General features: G+C 50.5%; 15 protein-coding genes and 1 riboswitch. Of the genes, 1 reads left to right on the top strand and 14 read right to left on the bottom strand.

The features are described from left to right. Positions 1 to 19 precede the first annotated feature (19 nt). From MHB85_RS07340 to MHB85_RS07330, 3 genes are all read right to left on the bottom strand, one after another. A complete protein-coding gene (locus MHB85_RS07340; RefSeq protein WP_341072700.1) occupies positions 20 to 373 on the bottom strand; it encodes a hypothetical protein in 354 nt (117 codons plus the stop codon). Between the two features lie 206 nt (positions 374 to 579). Further along, positions 580 to 1,263 carry a queuosine precursor transporter gene (locus tag MHB85_RS07335; RefSeq protein WP_036610716.1) on the bottom strand — a complete coding sequence of 228 codons (684 nt, stop codon included), beginning with the start codon at positions 1,261 to 1,263 and terminating at the stop codon, positions 580 to 582. Between the two features lie 264 nt (positions 1,264 to 1,527). Next, entirely contained in the window at positions 1,528 to 2,925 is a 1,398-nt protein-coding gene (locus MHB85_RS07330) for an L-cystine transporter (RefSeq protein ID WP_105597744.1), read from the bottom strand. 353 nt (positions 2,926 to 3,278) lie between these two features. Between MHB85_RS07330 and MHB85_RS07325 the strand changes: the two genes are divergently transcribed. Further along, positions 3,279 to 4,979: a methyl-accepting chemotaxis protein gene (locus MHB85_RS07325; RefSeq protein ID WP_105597743.1), complete on the top strand. Its 1,701-nt coding sequence runs from the start codon at positions 3,279 to 3,281 to the stop codon at positions 4,977 to 4,979. Positions 4,980 to 5,105: 126 nt separating this feature from the next. On the opposite strand, the gene MHB85_RS07320 is transcribed toward MHB85_RS07325, so the two are convergent. The 11 genes from MHB85_RS07320 to cobD all read right to left on the bottom strand — a co-directional run bounded on the left by MHB85_RS07320 (position 5,106) and on the right by cobD (position 16,766). After that, entirely contained in the window at positions 5,106 to 6,650 is a 1,545-nt protein-coding gene (locus MHB85_RS07320) for a cobyric acid synthase (protein ID WP_341074207.1), read from the bottom strand. 126 nt (positions 6,651 to 6,776) lie between these two features. Next, the gene (gene cobS, locus MHB85_RS07315) at positions 6,777 to 7,667 is read right to left on the bottom strand and encodes an adenosylcobinamide-GDP ribazoletransferase (RefSeq protein ID WP_341072699.1); all 891 of its coding nucleotides are present in this window, start codon (positions 7,665 to 7,667) and stop codon (positions 6,777 to 6,779) included. Continuing rightward, complete coding sequence (gene cobU, locus MHB85_RS07310) at positions 7,664 to 8,224, bottom strand: bifunctional adenosylcobinamide kinase/adenosylcobinamide-phosphate guanylyltransferase (protein ID WP_341072698.1); 561 nt, start codon at positions 8,222 to 8,224, stop codon at positions 7,664 to 7,666. Before cobU ends, cobS begins: the two co-directional genes overlap by 4 nt. Continuing rightward, positions 8,221 to 9,342 carry a nicotinate-nucleotide--dimethylbenzimidazole phosphoribosyltransferase gene (gene cobT / locus MHB85_RS07305; protein ID WP_341072697.1) on the bottom strand — a complete coding sequence of 374 codons (1,122 nt, stop codon included), beginning with the start codon at positions 9,340 to 9,342 and terminating at the stop codon, positions 8,221 to 8,223. Before cobT ends, cobU begins: the two co-directional genes overlap by 4 nt. A 45-nt stretch (positions 9,343 to 9,387) precedes the next feature. After that, entirely contained in the window at positions 9,388 to 10,260 is an 873-nt protein-coding gene (locus MHB85_RS07300) for an ABC transporter ATP-binding protein (protein WP_341072695.1), read from the bottom strand. Beyond that, positions 10,257 to 11,303: a FecCD family ABC transporter permease gene (locus MHB85_RS07295; protein WP_091015237.1), complete on the bottom strand. Its 1,047-nt coding sequence runs from the start codon at positions 11,301 to 11,303 to the stop codon at positions 10,257 to 10,259. Before MHB85_RS07295 ends, MHB85_RS07300 begins: the two co-directional genes overlap by 4 nt. Then, a complete protein-coding gene (locus MHB85_RS07290; RefSeq protein ID WP_192134335.1) occupies positions 11,300 to 12,298 on the bottom strand; it encodes an ABC transporter substrate-binding protein in 999 nt (332 codons plus the stop codon). The genes MHB85_RS07295 and MHB85_RS07290 overlap by 4 nt, the downstream gene beginning before the upstream one ends. A 448-nt stretch (positions 12,299 to 12,746) precedes the next feature. Continuing rightward, positions 12,747 to 12,877, bottom strand: a riboswitch (cobalamin riboswitch). Positions 12,878 to 13,046: 169 nt separating this feature from the next. Next, entirely contained in the window at positions 13,047 to 13,733 is a 687-nt protein-coding gene (locus MHB85_RS07285) for a histidine phosphatase family protein (RefSeq protein WP_341072694.1), read from the bottom strand. Continuing rightward, entirely contained in the window at positions 13,724 to 14,704 is a 981-nt protein-coding gene (cbiB, locus tag MHB85_RS07280; RefSeq protein ID WP_341074206.1) for an adenosylcobinamide-phosphate synthase CbiB, read from the bottom strand. Before cbiB ends, MHB85_RS07285 begins: the two co-directional genes overlap by 10 nt. Positions 14,705 to 14,748: 44 nt before the next feature. Continuing rightward, on the bottom strand, positions 14,749 to 15,579 hold the full coding sequence (locus MHB85_RS07275; RefSeq protein ID WP_341072692.1) for an adenosylcobinamide amidohydrolase: 831 nt from the start codon (positions 15,577 to 15,579) through the stop codon (positions 14,749 to 14,751). Further along, positions 15,576 to 16,766, bottom strand: coding sequence for a threonine-phosphate decarboxylase CobD (gene cobD / locus MHB85_RS07270; RefSeq protein WP_341072691.1), 1,191 nt, complete (start codon positions 16,764 to 16,766; stop codon positions 15,576 to 15,578). The genes MHB85_RS07275 and cobD overlap by 4 nt, the downstream gene beginning before the upstream one ends. Positions 16,767 to 16,903: the final 137 nt, after the last annotated feature.

Raw genomic sequence — 16,903 nt, 5'->3', positions numbered from 1 at the left:
CCTGCTCACTCATGTACCATTAGCCAAACTCATGCGTGATATCCTGCCAGGATTCCAGCTGTGGCAGCTGTTGCTTCCCCCAATAATCCAGAAACCATTGAATAATCACAGTCGGATCTGCTGTGCTGTAGCTGTAATGCTGGAAACCGTCCTCACCTTCCTGTAAACGAATCTCCGCCACCATCTGCCCTGGTTCCTCAAGCGCAGCAGCCTGCATATACATACTTCCCTCCACCAGCTCTGAAGGTGTAAGTACTACGTATTCCTGCAATTCCAGATTGGTAATCAAATCCACCAATAGTGAGGCATTAATGCTATCATTCTCGTAGGTTGTGCCATTGCTTTCCAGTGTATAACGCAGTGTAGAGTACATATGCGATTCCCCTTTGGTTGAAATCTTCGTGCTAATGATACATGCTCATAACGACAGGTCGTTTATATTATAACTTTTTCATAATAATGTAAAAAGAGTTTTTCTTGTTTCGGGTAAATGTGTTTTCTATAAAAAATCCCCTTGCAGAGTCCGAATTACAAGCGACTGCGCAAAGGGTGATTTTAAGTGATCCTCTTGAATATTATCTAAGCTTCATCCTTGAACTTAAAGCTGCGTGCAGCATACAGGAACGGTGTTCCAACCGCAGTTAATACAAATTTGATAATATACGTCGTCAGGAAGATTTCCAGCCATACATCCCAAGGATAGATGAACGCAAACGCGATTGTGCAGAACACCAGGGTATCCACAAATGAACTGATGATCGAGCTACCGTTGGTACGTATCCACAACTGATTGCGCCCTGGAGCCACCTTGCGTAACCAGGAATACAATCGCACATCCAGGAACTGACTGATGAAGTACGCTGTCAAACTTCCGAGGGCCAGACGTGGCAGCAGACCGAACAGCTTCGCCATGGATTCCTGTGCAAAGTCCGTTGGTGCCGGGTCAAAGTACAACACCATCTGCATCAGAACCGTAGTCATGATGAGTGTGAAGAATCCAAACCATACCGCTTTGCGTGCCTCACCTGGTCCATATTTCTCATTAAGAAGGTCACTGGTCAGGTACATGCTGACATACATCGTGTTGCCAAGCGTCAGTACGATTCCCATAATATCTATCGTTTTGGTCACCTGAATGTTGGCTATAACCGTAGCCACACCAATCCAGGCATAGAGACCTTTTTTACCGAACAAGCGGTAACACAACAGGAAAAATCCATAAGTTACGAGAACAAAAACTGCTCCCCACCCTAAGTTAAACATAAATACATACACTGCCTTCCTAGTTTTGATTACGCGGGATGGTTACGAACCGCGGTTTGGCTCAGGGCCAAAACATGAATACTCTATCACATTTCTCGTCCCATGAACAGAACTAAATAACTCCAGGTCTGCCTGAGTGACAGTATAATTGGATTGCCACAAAAAAAACCGCCCTCCAGATTCCTCCGAAGGACGGCTTTTCCCATTTGGCTTATAGACGGCTCTAGCTATCTTAATATAAGCCTCTATCTAATCCATTTTGAATTACGCCTGAACAGCTGAATCCAGCTCACGACTCTGATCATTGAATGTGTCATGATCATTTTCTTTCAAAATCTTGCTGGTTACGAGTCCTGAAGTCATGGACCCGTTCACGTTAAGCGCTGTACGACCCATGTCGATCAGCGGCTCCACGGAAATGAGTAGTCCAACCAGAGCCACAGGCAGATTCATGGTGGACAATACGATCAGGGAAGCGAAGGTTGCCCCGCCGCCAACGCCAGCCACACCAAACGAACTGATCATGACTACGAGGATCAGAGTCACAATGAAGTCCCAGCTCAGCGGGTCGATGCCGACCGTCGGAGCAATCATCACCGCCAGCATGGCCGGATAGACCCCCGCGCAGCCGTTTTGCCCAATAGTAGCACCAAAGCTTGCAGACAAGTTGGCAATACCGTCGGATACACCCAGTTTCTTCGTCTGAGTCTCCACATTCAGCGGGATCGACGCTGCACTTGAACGGGATGTAAAGGCAAATACCAGTGTTGGCAGAACCTTTTTCACATACGTAATCGGGTTGAACCCGGACAGTGAGATAATGATCAAGTGAATGATAAACATCACGATGAGGGCCACGTAGGACGCAATGACGAATTTGATCAACTTGAGAATTTCATCCGGATTCGTTGTCGCCGTTACTTTGGTGATAAGGGCAAGAATCCCGTATGGTGTAAGCCTGAGCACCAGCGTAACAATTCGCATAACCACCGCATATACCGCATTAACCATACCGCGGAACGTCTCCGCCTGCTGAGGTTTTTTGCGATCCAGTCCAAGTACGGCTACACCGATGAACGCGGAGAAAATAACCACGGCCAGTGTGGATGTACGACGTTCTCCTGTCATATCTGCAAATGGATTCGAAGGAATGAATTCCAGCACTTGCTGCGGGATGGTCTGATCCTTCACATCAACAAGCCGTTCCTCCACCTTCTGAACCTGCGCATTCTCCCGCTCTCCTCCTTGAATCTCAATGGAAGTCAGGTTAAAGCCAAGGCTCGTTACAATGCTAACCCCTGCGGCAATCGCTGTGGTGATCAACAGAATGGCAATAATGGAAACACTCATCTTGCCGAGATTTTGCTTGCCCTTCAGATTCATAATGGCTGAAATGATCGATACCATGATCAATGGAATCACGACCATTTGCAACAAACGAACATATCCTGAACCGACCAGATTGAACCAATCGACTGATTTCGTAACTACATCAGAACCTGATGTGTACACCAATTGGAGAATAACCCCGTAAACAACCCCCAGTCCCAGACCCGCAAATACGCGTTTCGTAAAGGAGATATGCTTTTTCTGCATCCAGTAGAGGATGCCAAGTAAGGCAAGCATAACCACTACATTCAATATGACTAGAAAAGTATCCATTTCTTTAAATCCTCCTCAGGCATGTGTGTAACCGAAAAATATCCGGTTTTCTCTTTTATCTTTTTGTACTTCCGACAAAGACATTTTACAATATAACATATAACAAACTATTCTGGTAGGTATTAATTGATATTATGTAATATGCATGTAATAGATTCATGTATTTCTGAAAAAAATACACCAATTCGTGAAAATTGTTCTATTCAACCTCCGGTTAATTTTGTAATATAGGTATATCCGCTTATTCCCAAGTTTTCTCAACGTATAATTTAGGTCTTTCTTCATTGGTAGATAGGTCTTATGAGTACGGAAAAGCGATAATGTTAATGAACTTGACGTGAAAGGATGATCATATGTTTCGTAATCGCACCGTCGCCGGTAAAATCAGAGGCACCTTGTTCCTCGTTCTGCTGGTTGCTTCCCTGTTGTTCAGTATTAGTTTCTATGCCGTGTCGATGAATATTATTCAAAGCTACGTGCTACCGCAGTTTGACAAAGTCCTAAACACGTCCATTCAGGATATATACAAGAATACTTCAGCATCCAAAATCCTACAGGTACAGAGTGGCGGAGCCGGTTCTGAAGGTGCTGCCATGACCGTGGAATCGTATCTGGCAGATAAAGCAAAAGAACATAATCTGGATGCAGCTTACGTTGTCGCTATCCAGGATGGCTCAGCCAAAGTCGTTGTGGCCAACTCTTCCTCAGGTATGAAAGCCCAGGATGATATCACTGTAGAGCCAGCAATGAATACAGCCATCGAGAGCAAAGAAATGGTAATCAGCGAAGTCTATTCCGATTCCTTCGGTGTACATAAGGCAGCATTCATTCCAATTGCAGGAAGTAACATGATTATGGCTGTGAGCATGGATGCCCAGTTCATTCAAGACAAGATTACCCAGATTTTCTGGTTGTGTCTTGGGATTACAGCATTAGTGTTTGTGCTCGGCTGGCTTATCTCCACTAGTATGATCAAAAGAGTTACCAAACCAATCATCAAGCTTGTCCAACATAGCAAACAAATATCCCAAGGTGATCTGACCGCTGAACTCCAGATCAAAGGCAAAGATGAAATTGCCCAGCTTGCCGCAAGCTTCCAGACGATGACGCATAACCTGAAAGAAATGATCAGCCGTGCCTTGTCCACGTCCAATGAAGTTGTGTCAGGCTCCAATGACCTGCTTCAGCGGGTTGAATCGATGTCCGGTATGGTACGAAACTCCAGCCGCTCCGCAGAAGATGCAGAAAAAGGAAGTATCAGCATTGCGTCAAGCGCATCCGAGAACGCCAGAGCTATGGAAGAAATTACGCAGGGTATCATGCATATTGCTTCTTCTTCCGCTGAAGTGTCTGACCAGATTGGTGAAGCAGCCAACGAGGCAGTTAACGGTAACCGACTGGCTCAGAATGCCATTGAGCAGATGGAGCGTGTAGGCCAGACAGCAAGCGAATCGTTGCGTTATGTTGAAACTATGAATGAACGTTCGGTTGCCATCGGCACCATTGTTGCTTCCATTTTTGAAATCACCAAACAGATTAACATGCTGTCACTCAACGCCTCCATTGAAGCAGCACGTGCCGGAGAGCATGGCCGCGGATTCGCTGTTGTTGCTGGAGAAGTTCGCAAACTTGCCGAGCAATCCAAGACAGCCACCGAAGAAATTTCGGATTATCTGGGTACCATTCGTGAAGATGCTGAACGCTCGGTTGATGCCATGAACCGTGTAACCCAGGAGATTGGTTCAGGCACAACTGTCGTTCAACAAGCAGGCTCAGCCTTCCAGCAACTGAATGAATTGATTCAGAACGTGAATCTGACCATTCAGACCGTCTCTGCTTCCACTCAACAAGTATCTGCTGGTGCTGAAGAAGTGAGTGCATCCGTTGAAGAAACGGCACAGATTACGACCAAATCCCGTGAGAGCATGTTACAGATTGCTTCAACAGCAGATCTTCAGCTTAGCGAGATGGATTCACATTCGAATACGGTTCGCCATCTGCATGAACAAGCTGTAGAGCTGCAATCCGCTATGAAAAACTTCAAAATAAACTAACAGGTTAACCATTAACCTATCATCACCTGTTTTAAACCTCATTGAATCATAGGATATACAATACCCCCATGCCGCTAACATTCCGTTTCTAGAGAACGGGTTGTCGGACATGGGGGTATTGTTGTTTCACTCGGGTGCCTGAACACCCATAATCTCGTACACACGCTTCATATCCAATGCCGAACGCAATGATTCAGCTACCCGATCAAACTCCATCTCCTTACGTTCATGTACACTATATGTCTCCTGAAGTGGAGCCAGTCCCTTTCCTGCACGCAAACCATTAAGCCACGAACGGCGGAACAGATCACTTTCAAACAAACCATGCAAGTAGGTTCCCCACACGCTGCCATCCGCTGAGCCCCAGCCCTCTTGGAAAGGTTGACCACCTGGATGTGAGATTTCAAACAACGCGGTTACACGTTCAGGCTCGTGGCACTCTGTAACGCCCATATGAATCTCATATCCATTAACAGGTAATGAAGCATCTGCTTCATCTTGCTCACCATACAGACGAATCGGGTGATCAAGCTGCACCCGTCCGGAAGCTCTGACGGTCTGCTTTTCCTGAAGAAACGTTGTCGATAGCGGGAGCCAGCCAAGTCCTTTTGCTTCCTGGATCTGATTCGCCTCCACAGCAAACGGGTCCTTCAGATGTCGTCCCAGCATCTGGTACCCGCCACATATTCCTACGAGCTGAACATGATCACGCTCGGTCTGGCTCGCAATCGCCTGCTCCAGCCCAGACTCACGCAGAAACGCCAGGTCACCTATGGTATCCTTCGTACCCGGTAGAAGAATGGCATCCGGACTACCCAATTCCTCTGGCGAGGTCACGTAACGCACATTCACATCCGGTTCACGGGAAAGTGCATCAAAGTCTGTAAAGTTGGAAATTCGCGGATATCGGATCACCGCCAGATCCAGCTCTTTTTTGCCGAATTTCCCATGACGGATGGAGTCCAGCACCACTGAATCCTCTGCTTCAATCTGAATATCTCTTATGTAAGGCAATACACCCAATACTGGAATGCCTGTCCGTTCTTCGAGCCAGTCGAGTCCTGGCTGTAACAGGGACAGATCACCGCGAAACTTGTTGATAATGAACCCTTTGACACGAGCAACCTCATGGGGTTCCAGCAGCTCGAGCGTACCTACAATGGAAGCAAATACCCCGCCCCGATCAATATCGGAGATCAGAATTACCGGTGCATCAGCCCAACCTGCCAGATTCATATTGACGATATCCCGATCCTTCAGATTGATTTCGGCAGGACTGCCCGCTCCTTCCATCAGTACAATATCATAGGTATCCCGTAGCCGGTTCAACGCATCCATAACTGTCTGCTTTGCTTCAGGCAGGAAATGCTGACGGTAGTCCGAAGCACTCATCTGAGCAAAAGGTACACCGTGTACCACGATCTGCGAATGCATGTCCCGCACCGGCTTGATCAGGATCGGGTTCATGTCGGTTGTCGCCTCAATACCGCAGGCTTCAGCTTGTGCTCCCTGAGCCCTACCTATCTCCTTGCCATCTTCCGTCACATAGGAGTTCAGTGCCATATTCTGTGACTTGAACGGAGCAGGCTTGAAGCCATCCTGCTTAAAAATCCGGCACAATGCCGTTGTGATGACACTTTTGCCCACATCGGAAGCCGTTCCTTGCAGCATCAGTACCGCCGCTGGTTGTGATCGCCTATCTTCCACGCTCTCTCCCCCTGTCTCCGTGTTATCTCCAGATCACCTTGCTCCCTACCTCATGCGTAACACTTTCCATACTGCTTCATGCTTCAAAAGTTACAGCCAGAACAATCCCTGAAGCACGCTCAGCACGGTCAACAAAACCGCCTCCAGCAGCTCATTCATGGCACCATACGTATCCCCGGTTAAACCGCCGAGCCGTTCACTGATCCGGGCAGCCACGAATCGGCCGATGTAATAACACGCCACAGGCAGTATAATAACTGCCGTCACCGGGTATAGCCACCATGGCAGTGTTCCCAGACCACTCACCATCGCATCCGCAATCCCCATATCCGGCTTGAAAAGCCACACCGCGGCAAACGTAATTGCACCTGCGATCAAGGTCAGGCCAACGGCTGAGCTGCGTGCACGCTGGACCTCCTTCCGATCACCCAGACCTTTGAACAATACGGCAAGTCCATCATCTCCGCGGGCATTCGGCCAGGCCGACATCGCATATACCATGAACCAGCGGCTCCAGATCATGGGCAGAATCAGCAACGCACCGTATACCCAGTGGCCCCGGGCAATAAAATCGGCGATCAGCGCAGCTTTCATCATAAGCAGCAGCACACAGGCAATTACCCCCATGGCCCCTACACGGCTGTCCTTCATAATCTCCAGCATCCGTTCACGGGTACGATAACTGAGCAAACCATCTGCCGTATCCATCCATCCGTCAAGATGAAGGCCACCAGTGAGCCATACCCATAACGTCAAGGTCAGGACCGCAGCGGGAAAGGCGGGAAGCACTGCACCGCTTAAGGCTCCGGCGAGCCAGACACACAGACCTATTGCAGCACCGACCAGCGGATAAAAGACCACACTTTCCCGCAGCAGCGGCGGGACAAAATCGATGTGCATTTTGACAGGGAAACGGGACAAAAATTGAAAAGCGGCTGCCGCCGCATGTTTGCGCTGAGGAGCAGGCGTGCCATCCTTCATAAGCGATACTCCTTGCTTTTCAGTTCAGTCGCAATGCCTACGGTCACCAGAAACACTTCACCACATATCGCCGCAATGCGCTGATTCAGTACACCGGCCAGATCCCGATATTTTCTGCCAAGGGCATACTCCGGTACGATCCCGTCCCCCACTTCATTCGTAACCAGAACAAGCAAACCGGGATAGGTTCGAATCGCTTCAACCAGCGCGTCCAAATGTCCCTGTAACACCTGCTTCTCGTCATGCTCATGTGCTAACAAAACATTTGTCAGCCACAGCGTCAGGCAATCCACCAGAATGGTTGGTGCAGAAGTCCCTGTATGCCCTTCACCCATGCGGCTTATCAAAGCAGGCAAATGTATCGGCTCTTCCATCGTGTGCCACAGATACCCTGATGCCTCGCGTTGATGCTGATGCATGGTGATACGCTCACGCATTTCATCATCGTACGCCTGGGCTGTCGCCACATACCAGGCCTCCGAGGAACGCTGCATGCATAGACGTTCGGCAAAGGAGCTTTTGCCACTGCGTGCCCCCCCCGTCACCAATACGCTCATCGGGAACTCTCTCCTTGCAGGGATGAATCACCCGACGCAGTGGTGTCCGAAGCAGTGCTTGACCCATCCGTGACACCCGCGCTTGCAAAGGTTGCCATCTCATTCAGAATGAGACATGCTGCGTCAATCAGATGAAGACTGAGCACACCACCTGTGCCTTCACCCAGACGCATGTCCAGATCCAGCATCGATTTCAGGTCCAGTTCACGCAGCAGCGCTCCATGTCCATTTTCATGTGAAGTATGGGAAGCGATCATATAAGCTGTGCTCAGCGGTGCAAGTTGTCTCGCAACCAGCGCTGCTGCGGTAGAGATGAACCCGTCTACAACAACCGGGCAACGATGAGCAGCTGCTGCGAGGATAACCCCCGTGAGTCCGGCAATCTCCAATCCACCCACCTTGCACAGAACATCCAGTGCATCTTCCGGGTTCGGAGTGTTTACGCTAAGCGCCCGGCTGACTACAGCAGCCTTCCGCTGTAAGCCTGCATCATCAATGCCGGTTCCTCGCCCCACGGCGTCGGCAGGGGCAACTCCGGTTAGTGCGCTCATTACCGCAGCACTTGCAGTGGTGTTGCCAATTCCCATCTCTCCGGTGACAAACAGCTGTGTTCCCTTCGCCACCTCTGCCGATACAACTTCGGCTCCTGCAAGGATAGCCCGAACTGCCTCATCCCGGGTCATCGCTGCCCCTCGGGCCATGTTGGCCGTGCCTTTGCGAATGTTACGGGAGAGCAGGCCTGGATGTTCAAGGTCGGCATTCACCCCGATATCCACACAGATCACATCAGCACCTGCGTGACGTGCAAGCACATTCACGGCTGCGCCCCCAGCCAGGAAATTCATGACCATCTGCGGGGTTACTTCAGCAGGAAAAGCACTGATACCTTCTTCCACTACGCCGTGATCTGCGGCCATGACAATGACCGCCCTGTGATCAAAACGCGGACGTGCATTGCCCGTCATACCTGCCAGGCGGATTACCAACTCTTCCAATTTGCCCAGACTCCCTGGCGGCTTCGTCAACGAATCCACGTGTGCAGAGGTCGCTGCCGCCACTTCCTGGTCGGGAGCGGTAATCCTTTGCGTTAATTGAGCCAACACCTGTTCATTATTCATACAACCAGCACTTCCTTCATCAAAATATGTGTTGCCCCGCTTCATTTAATCGATGTCCCGCCGCAGTAGCAGTTGAGGTATGGCATGGTCGGGATGGGAAACAATTGCGGGTTTGACGCGAAATATGTCCTGAATATTCTCATCGTTGATTAACGTATGAGGCGTGCCCTTTCCAACCGCAATGCCCTCACGCAGCGCCAGAATGTGATCGCAAAATAACGCGGCCAGATTCAGATCATGCAGCACAGCCACAATCGTAATGTTATTTCTCTGTCGCCATGCCGATAACAATTCCATGAATTGCAATTGATATTTAATATCCAGAAACGTGGTTGGCTCGTCCAGCAGTAGTAACCTCGGCTCCTGAGCCATAACTTTGGCTAGTGCGACCCGCTGACGTTGCCCGCCGCTGAGTGCATCCAGCGGTCTGTCCGCCAGCTCAGTCAATCCCAGGTCTTCAAGCACTCTGTCCACCACAAGTGCCCCATCGCCCACTTCCCGCCCCAGCCAGTTCTGGTATGGATATCGCCCCATCTCCACCACGTCTCGTACAGGATAGGAGATGGGTGGCAAGCCATCCTGTTGCAATACAGCGATCATGCGCGACAGGTCCTTACGGCTGTAAGAGCCAATGTCTCGACCATCGATACGGATCTGACCTTCGCTTAACTGTTCCGTTCCGGCAATAAGCTGGATCAGGGTGGACTTGCCGCTGCCGTTTGGCCCGACAACTCCCCACCAGTCACCTTCGCCAACATGCCAGTCTACATTGCGCAGTGCCTGATGATTGCCATATGACTTCCCTGCTCCCTTAATGGAGATAAGTGAAGTCGAGTTGGAACTGGAATTGGTACTTGTACTAGAAGCCGAAACCGTGTCCCGAAGTTGATTCGTACGTCTCTCCTTCTCTTCACTCATGGCATCATCCCCTTCTGCAACTTTTTGTTCCGGTGCAGCAGGTAAGCAAAGAACGGCGCACCAACAAAGGCGGTGACGACACCAAGCGGAATTTCAGTTGGCGCCAGCAACGATCTTGCGATGGTATCGGCCCACACCATGAAGATCGCTCCACCAATGGCAGACAAAGGTACCAGCAGTCGGTAATCCGGTCCCACCAGCAGTCGCAACATATGGGGGATCACCAATCCAACGAATCCGATGACACCCGATACAGAGACAGCCCCAGCAGTCAGCAGTGTGCCAACTGCCAGTACCGACAGCTTGAGTCTGTCCACCCCGATCCCGATATGTGCCGCTTGACGTTCTCCCAGTGCAAGCACATTCAACGAGCGTGCGCGGCTCCAGAGAAAGACCAGCCCTAACAGAAAATACGGGAAAAGGATGGCCGTATACGACCACCCACGCAGAGCCAGACTTCCCATCGTCCAGTATATAATTTCATTAATCGTTTGTTTCGACATGGTCGACAGGAAGGAAACAACTGCGCCCAGGAAACTTTGCATGACCACACCAGCCAGAATGAGGCTATGTGTAGGTATTTTACGTCCTTCACGAGCCAGTGCCATAACAAACCATAACGTGATTACACCCGTCAAAAACGCCACCAGTGGCAACGTCCAGATTCCGATCAGTGCATACTGCAATCCGAAGAAAATCAGAAAGGCTGCCCCCACCGAAGCACCGGATGACACGCCCAGGGTGAACGGGTCTGCCAGTGGGTTCCGAAGAACCCCCTGGAATCCCGTACCGGCAATCGCCAACGATGCGCCAACGAGCACGGCAAGCAGTACACGTGGGAATCTGACTTTCCAGATAATCTGTTCGGCTGCCCTATTCCAATCCGGTGTAATCCAATCGCCCACCCAGGGAATTTTGTGAATCAGGATGCCTGCAATATCCCGGATAGGCAACGCTACTGAACCAATGCCCGTGCAGATGAGCACGGTGAGCACCAGCAGCACCATGCCCGTCGTTCCGAACAGGATCAGCTTTTTACTCATTGGAACAAGTCAGGGTAGATCGCTTTGGCTACTTCTTTCAACCCTTGAGTTACACGTGGACCCGGACGGCTCAGCAGGTTGGCATCCAGGCCAATAACCGCGTCATTTTTCACAGCCGTAATTTGATCCCAGCCGCTGCGCGCCTTGATGATCTGATCCAGTGTTTTGGAGTTTTCGTCAATTACATCGTTGGCATACAGGATCACATCCGGGTTGGAGGCAATCACATTCTCTTCATTAATTTCATACCAACCCTCTTTGTCCGAAGCAATATTGCTACCACCAGCTACAGTGATGAGTTCATCCATAAATTCGCCTTTACCCACAGTCCAGCCTGGGGAGAATTCAACGTATACTTTTTTCTTCTCTTCCGGTTTAACTGCCTTCACTGCTTCGGTTACATCCGTAACGTCCTGTTTCATCTGGGTGATGATTTCTTGTGCTTTTTCCTGATGATCGGTAATTTTACCGAAGGTTTCGATATTGTTCATCACATCGTCAATGGATTTGGGATCCGTTTTGAAAATGGTAATGCCCAGTTCGCGCAGCTTTTTCACCGCATCCTCGCTCATCGAGATACCTGTGAAGACGATGTCGGCTTCAGCTGCAATGATGGACTCTTCATTGGGCTTGGTGATACCGCCCATTTTCGCTTTGGTTGTTGCTGCTTCCGGATAATCATCATAGTCGGATACCCCTACAATCTGCTCGTCCAGTCCAAGTGCAAACAGGGATTCCGTCTCAGCCGGAGACACGGATACGATTTTGGCCGGTGCCTTTTCAAAGGTGAATGATTCACCCGTTGCATCCGTAACGGTAAGTGGATATTGTGTTTTGAGGTCCGTCTGCGCCTGGCTTTGGGACTGCTCCTGTGCCGGTTGCTGTGAAGTACCTGTGCCCTCGTTTGTTGTTGCATTGCCACATCCGGCCAAAGCCAGTGCAAGTGCCGCTGCACTTAGCAGGGACGCTACGCTTTTCCAATTTTTAAAATTCATTCTGTTATTCTCCCCTTCTCTATTTGCGCTATTTTCTTGCATCGTGCTCGAACTCTTACTCCCCATGTCTTGGTGTTCCTGTACAAGATTTGAACTCAATATTTACACGTTAACGGAGAGTGCAGAACCGATCTGAAGAAACGAAGTGTTCGCTTCAAGCTTTCTACAAGAAAGCTACATCGGAAGCATACGCTTATCACCGGATTTTCCCTTTCGAAAAGGGAATCAAAAAAATCTGGGGATAACAGCGATCGGAAGATGGTACTGCAATCGTAGTGACCTCGTGTAAAATTGGACTCATTTATCTTACATGAACAATAAAAAATCCCTAATCCTTACATACAGGATCAGGGATGACGTCTCGCATATGGCAATCTGTACATGTTCAACCAAGGGTTGTCCATGCGCATAGAATAGCCCGAAACGCTGTCCTTTCCTCGAAGGAACACCGGTTTGTACGTCCAAGGCAGGTAACCTGACTTACAGGAATCATCCTGTTTTACAGTGGCGGGACCGTGCCGGATTTGCACCGGCTTCCCCATTTCACCCTTGTGTGTTTCACGACTCGTACTAATAATCTGCCATGAACACAGCCTTCACACGCGGGACCCTTGGTCGCTGATATGGTAAATCATTGCCGTGTAATTTCTGCATGTTGCATACTCGTTCAGGCTTCACTGCCTGCAGCGTATCTGTATCCATGCTGAAGTCACACTTCTGTTGTGATTATAGGGTATATTGTACATCCTTACAACCCGATCGGCGGAAAAGTCACTATGCTGCCAAACCACTCATTCCCCTGTTGATCAAGCTGAACCTGAATCGCCTGTCCTGGGACAACATGTGTATCCCAGAATCCAAGCCCCGCAATCAGACGGGACAACGCATACCGGATGACACCACCATGCGTAACCATAACTATGGTTGACTCGCGTCCCTCATCAACGTGCATCGAAGGACGACCCTCCAACAACATCTCTTGGAGAAAGGAATCCACCCGTCCGGTAAACTCCTGCCACGATTCCCCTCCGGGCGGAGTGACCTCCTGTGGCGCATCAATCCAGCTTCGGTACACAGGGTTATCCTTGAGCTGATCATACGTCAGCCCTTCCCACTCTCCAAAATCATTCTCGCGCAGACGTGAGTCGAACTTCACCTGTCCGATGGCATCAGGAAGAATCTGTTCCAGCGTCTGCCGACAGCGAAGCAGATCACTGCAATATACCTCGTGCCACGAAACACCGCTCAATTGTTCATGAAGCGGAGCCAGTTCTTCTTTGGCATTTGGCAGCAGACCGATGTCGGTATGCCCCAGGTATCTTTTTTCCAGATTCCACAGCGTTGTCCCATGACGGACCCACAGGATGTTTCGTTTCAGCGGCCCGGGTTGATCCCTATGTACTTCATTGCCTGCATTCTCTTCATTTACGGCCATAACAGCGTCCCTCCTGCCAGCCACACTCCCAGCGTTATGAACACGCATAGTACCACAAAAGCCCCTGCCGACCAGAACATCAGACGTGACGTTTGCACAATATCCTCTGCTTCCATCGGCCGTATTGCCTCGCCCATGTAGGCACGAAATGAAGCAACTCCGTGATACACGTTATGTCCGCCAAGCCGGATGCCCAGTGCTCCAGCTACCGCTGATTCGGGAAAACCGCTATTCGGACTTGGATGTAGTCTTGCATCCCGTGCGACCATGCGTGCTGCTCCTTTGGCGTCCAGCTTCATGACCCAGGCACCCACAATTAACAGCATCGCGGTCAGTCGCGCAGGTATCCAGTTCGCCACATCATCCAGACGGGCCGAGGCCCAGCCAAGATGCAGATACTTGTCATTTTTATATCCGACCATGGAATCCAATGTGTTGACGGCGCGATAAGCCATGGCTAACGGAGCACCTCCAATGAGCGCATAGAATAACGGGGATACAATGGCATCCACGATATTTTCGGCAACCGTCTCAACCGTTCCCCGCACAACCTCCGGTTCATCCAGATGCGCTGTATCACGTCCAACAATCATGCCCAGTGAACGTCTGGCAGCCGGCCAATCCTGCTGCTTTAGATGACGATACACTTCCATACCTGCATCCTTCAGCCCTTTTGAAGCAATGGTCGTGGCGATGAGCACCACTTCAGCTGCCGCCGCAATGACAGGATGAATCAACCCAAGCACATATACGAGTCCCCAAGTGATGGCAAAGGAACCTCCCGCAATCACAATTGGGAACAACACCCCTGCTCTCTTCAGCCCCGAATCTGTGTTCACAAGCGAGCGAATGACACGCTCCAACGCCGAGATTCCTTTTCCCATGCCAATCACCGGATGGGGAATCCAGCGCGGATCTCCGATACATCGGTCCAACAGGTAAGACAGTATAATAATCCAGGCTCCCGCCATGCCTGTCCAGAGTGGCCAAGTCCATAGATGCTCTACCTCAAAAGTCATTTTTGCCTGATCCTCTCTTTCCATAACAGTCCGACCTGAAGGCTCTCCGTCACCGTGTCGTATACCAATCTGCCAATCGCCGCCCCTGCCGTAGTCGCCGTCCCGGCATACGTGATCTTTGGTTGTGGTTCATCCACTGCCTGACGTACCGCAAACACAATGGCATCGGTTGTGGTGCCCGTGGCGGGCAACCCGTTCTCCGAATCCAGAACACCTGCATCTGCCAGCGCTGCCGCTTTGGCTTCCACCGCCGTCTGTACCGCATTCACCATCGCCCCGGTGGTCATGCGTCCATTCAACCAGAGCATGATGTTAATTGTACCCGGGACATAGGGCTGCATGGTTAGATTCCGTGCTGAAGGAGAAGAGTGGTCCCTGCCGGAAGCCATCGTCTTATTTCCCGCCGCATCAAATACCGTTCTCTCCGACCCCGCGCGTGCTGCATTTGATACACCCGCAGTGGTACAGCACAGAAGACCAAATTCATCACTTGTATATTCCTGAACGGAGGTATGCTCCAGCCTTACGGCTGTCAGTAATCCGGCACATTGATCCCGTGGCTCTTGCCATTCGTTCAGTGCCTGTTCGATATCACGAGGCGGATCTTCACAGCGGTAATGCCTATCCACATAGATATTAAATATGCGATCCAGTTCTAACATCCCACCGCCATATACCGCACTCGACAACGCTTGGGCAGCCCTTGGGCTCTGTGCTTTGATATGTCGTTCATGTGCAGATATGTTCAGTCCCGGCCAGGAAGAGGACACATATTCATTTTCGTCTGTTTTTCCATTAGCAAAATAATTATAAAACGGGAGTGTCACTGCCGCTTCCCTCCCTGTTCCTGTTCCGAAACTTTTGTCTGCTCCTGCTGACTTGATTCATGAATGGAGGTCTGATCAGCATTCGGATATCCCTTGCTTTCCAGCACGCTGCCCAGCACTTCGAGTAATGTAGCATTGGCATCTGCATCCTTGACCGCGAAACGAACATGCCCTTCGTCAAGCCCCGGATACATGGCACAGCTGCGAATCAGAATGCCCCTTTGGCCCAGCGCCTGCTGCATGGATGCTGCTGTCCAAGGGGCTGGCACACGTGCCAAAATAAAGTTCGCCTCTCCCGGTGTCACCACACATCCACGCGCCTGCAGTCCTGCGATGAGATGTTCCCGTTCCCGCGAGATCTGTGATATGGTCTCCCGTTCGTACCGTTCTCCACTTCGCAGACAGGCCTCACCTGCCATGAGCGCCAGACCGTTAACACTCCACGTCACCTGTTTCTTCGTCATCGCCTGGATGTATTCCGCACGACCCAAAGCATAGCCGAGACGCAAGCCCGGAATGGCATAAAACTTCGTCATCGAACGAATGATGATTACATTGGGATAGTCGCTCAGATGTGCTGCCAGGGAATGACGCCGGTTTACCGGAATAAAATCCATAAAGGCCTCGTCAATGACAAGTACGGTTCCCGTTTCTTCCGCTTTGCGGGCAAGCCTTTGCAATACCTCAAGCGGATATTGTACACCGTTTGGATTGTTCGGCTGGCCGAGGAAGAGCAAGTCTACCTTTTCCATGAGTTGCTCGATGTCCTTGGGTTCTGCTCGCCACGCCAGCTCTTCTTTGCCCTCTGTATGCACAACCTCGGCACCGAATTGTCGGGCCAATGCGCGGTACTCCGAGAATCCCGGTTCCACCGTACCCACCTTGCGCGGGGCAAGCCCCAGTAGAATAAGCGCCATACTTTCGGCTGCACCATTGCCCACGGAAATCTGCTCCTGCATCACACCAAGACGCTTGCTCAGCAGTGCTTTGAATCCCCGATGCCCCGGATCGGGATATCGAATCACCGACTGCCATCCTTGCTGTATAGCCTCCAGCACCCCTCTGGGCGGACCGAGCGGATTAATGTTGGCACTGAAATCCAGAAAATCAGCGGCTTTCCTTCCAAATCGTGACGCAGCCGTCTCCACGTCCCCGCCATGTCCGAATACTTCGATATAACCGGTCATTCTTCCGTCATCCTTTCTGTATGTCCTTTTTATTATGGATGGCACGGGAGGTGTGGGTCAATCCTGTTTTCTTTGTGTCCCAACCATAATTCGTTTACAATAGAAGAGGAATTTCGGTTCCTTTTGATATACAAGGT

The sequence above is a fragment of the Paenibacillus sp. FSL K6-4396 genome (assembly GCF_038002525.1).
In the GTDB taxonomy this organism is placed as follows: Bacteria; Bacillota; Bacilli; order Paenibacillales; family Paenibacillaceae; genus Paenibacillus; species Paenibacillus amylolyticus_B.
The sequence above is the reverse complement of the archived record's forward strand: the minus strand, read 5'-3'. Positions and strand labels throughout refer to the sequence as shown.

Coding starts and splice junctions, on each gene's coding strand:
- MHB85_RS07340 (WP_341072700.1), bottom strand. CDS start 373: ATGTACTCTACACTGCGTTATACACTGGAAAGCAATGGCACAACCTAC.
- MHB85_RS07320 (WP_341074207.1), bottom strand. CDS start 6,650: ATGCTGCAAGGAACGGCTTCCGATGTGGGCAAAAGTGTCATCACAACG.
- cobS (WP_341072699.1), bottom strand. CDS start 7,667: ATGAAGGATGGCACGCCTGCTCCTCAGCGCAAACATGCGGCGGCAGCC.
- cobU (WP_341072698.1), bottom strand. CDS start 8,224: ATGAGCGTATTGGTGACGGGGGGGGCACGCAGTGGCAAAAGCTCCTTT.
- cobT (WP_341072697.1), bottom strand. CDS start 9,342: ATGAATAATGAACAGGTGTTGGCTCAATTAACGCAAAGGATTACCGCT.
- MHB85_RS07325 (WP_105597743.1), top strand. CDS start 3,279: ATGTTTCGTAATCGCACCGTCGCCGGTAAAATCAGAGGCACCTTGTTC.
- MHB85_RS07285 (WP_341072694.1), bottom strand. CDS start 13,733: ATGGCCGTAAATGAAGAGAATGCAGGCAATGAAGTACATAGGGATCAA.
- MHB85_RS07335 (WP_036610716.1), bottom strand. CDS start 1,263: ATGTTTAACTTAGGGTGGGGAGCAGTTTTTGTTCTCGTAACTTATGGA.
- MHB85_RS07290 (WP_192134335.1), bottom strand. CDS start 12,298: ATGAATTTTAAAAATTGGAAAAGCGTAGCGTCCCTGCTAAGTGCAGCG.
- cbiB (WP_341074206.1), bottom strand. CDS start 14,704: ATGGCGGGAGCCTGGATTATTATACTGTCTTACCTGTTGGACCGATGT.
- MHB85_RS07295 (WP_091015237.1), bottom strand. CDS start 11,303: ATGAGTAAAAAGCTGATCCTGTTCGGAACGACGGGCATGGTGCTGCTG.
- cobD (WP_341072691.1), bottom strand. CDS start 16,766: ATGACCGGTTATATCGAAGTATTCGGACATGGCGGGGACGTGGAGACG.
- MHB85_RS07330 (WP_105597744.1), bottom strand. CDS start 2,925: ATGGATACTTTTCTAGTCATATTGAATGTAGTGGTTATGCTTGCCTTA.
- MHB85_RS07300 (WP_341072695.1), bottom strand. CDS start 10,260: ATGAGTGAAGAGAAGGAGAGACGTACGAATCAACTTCGGGACACGGTT.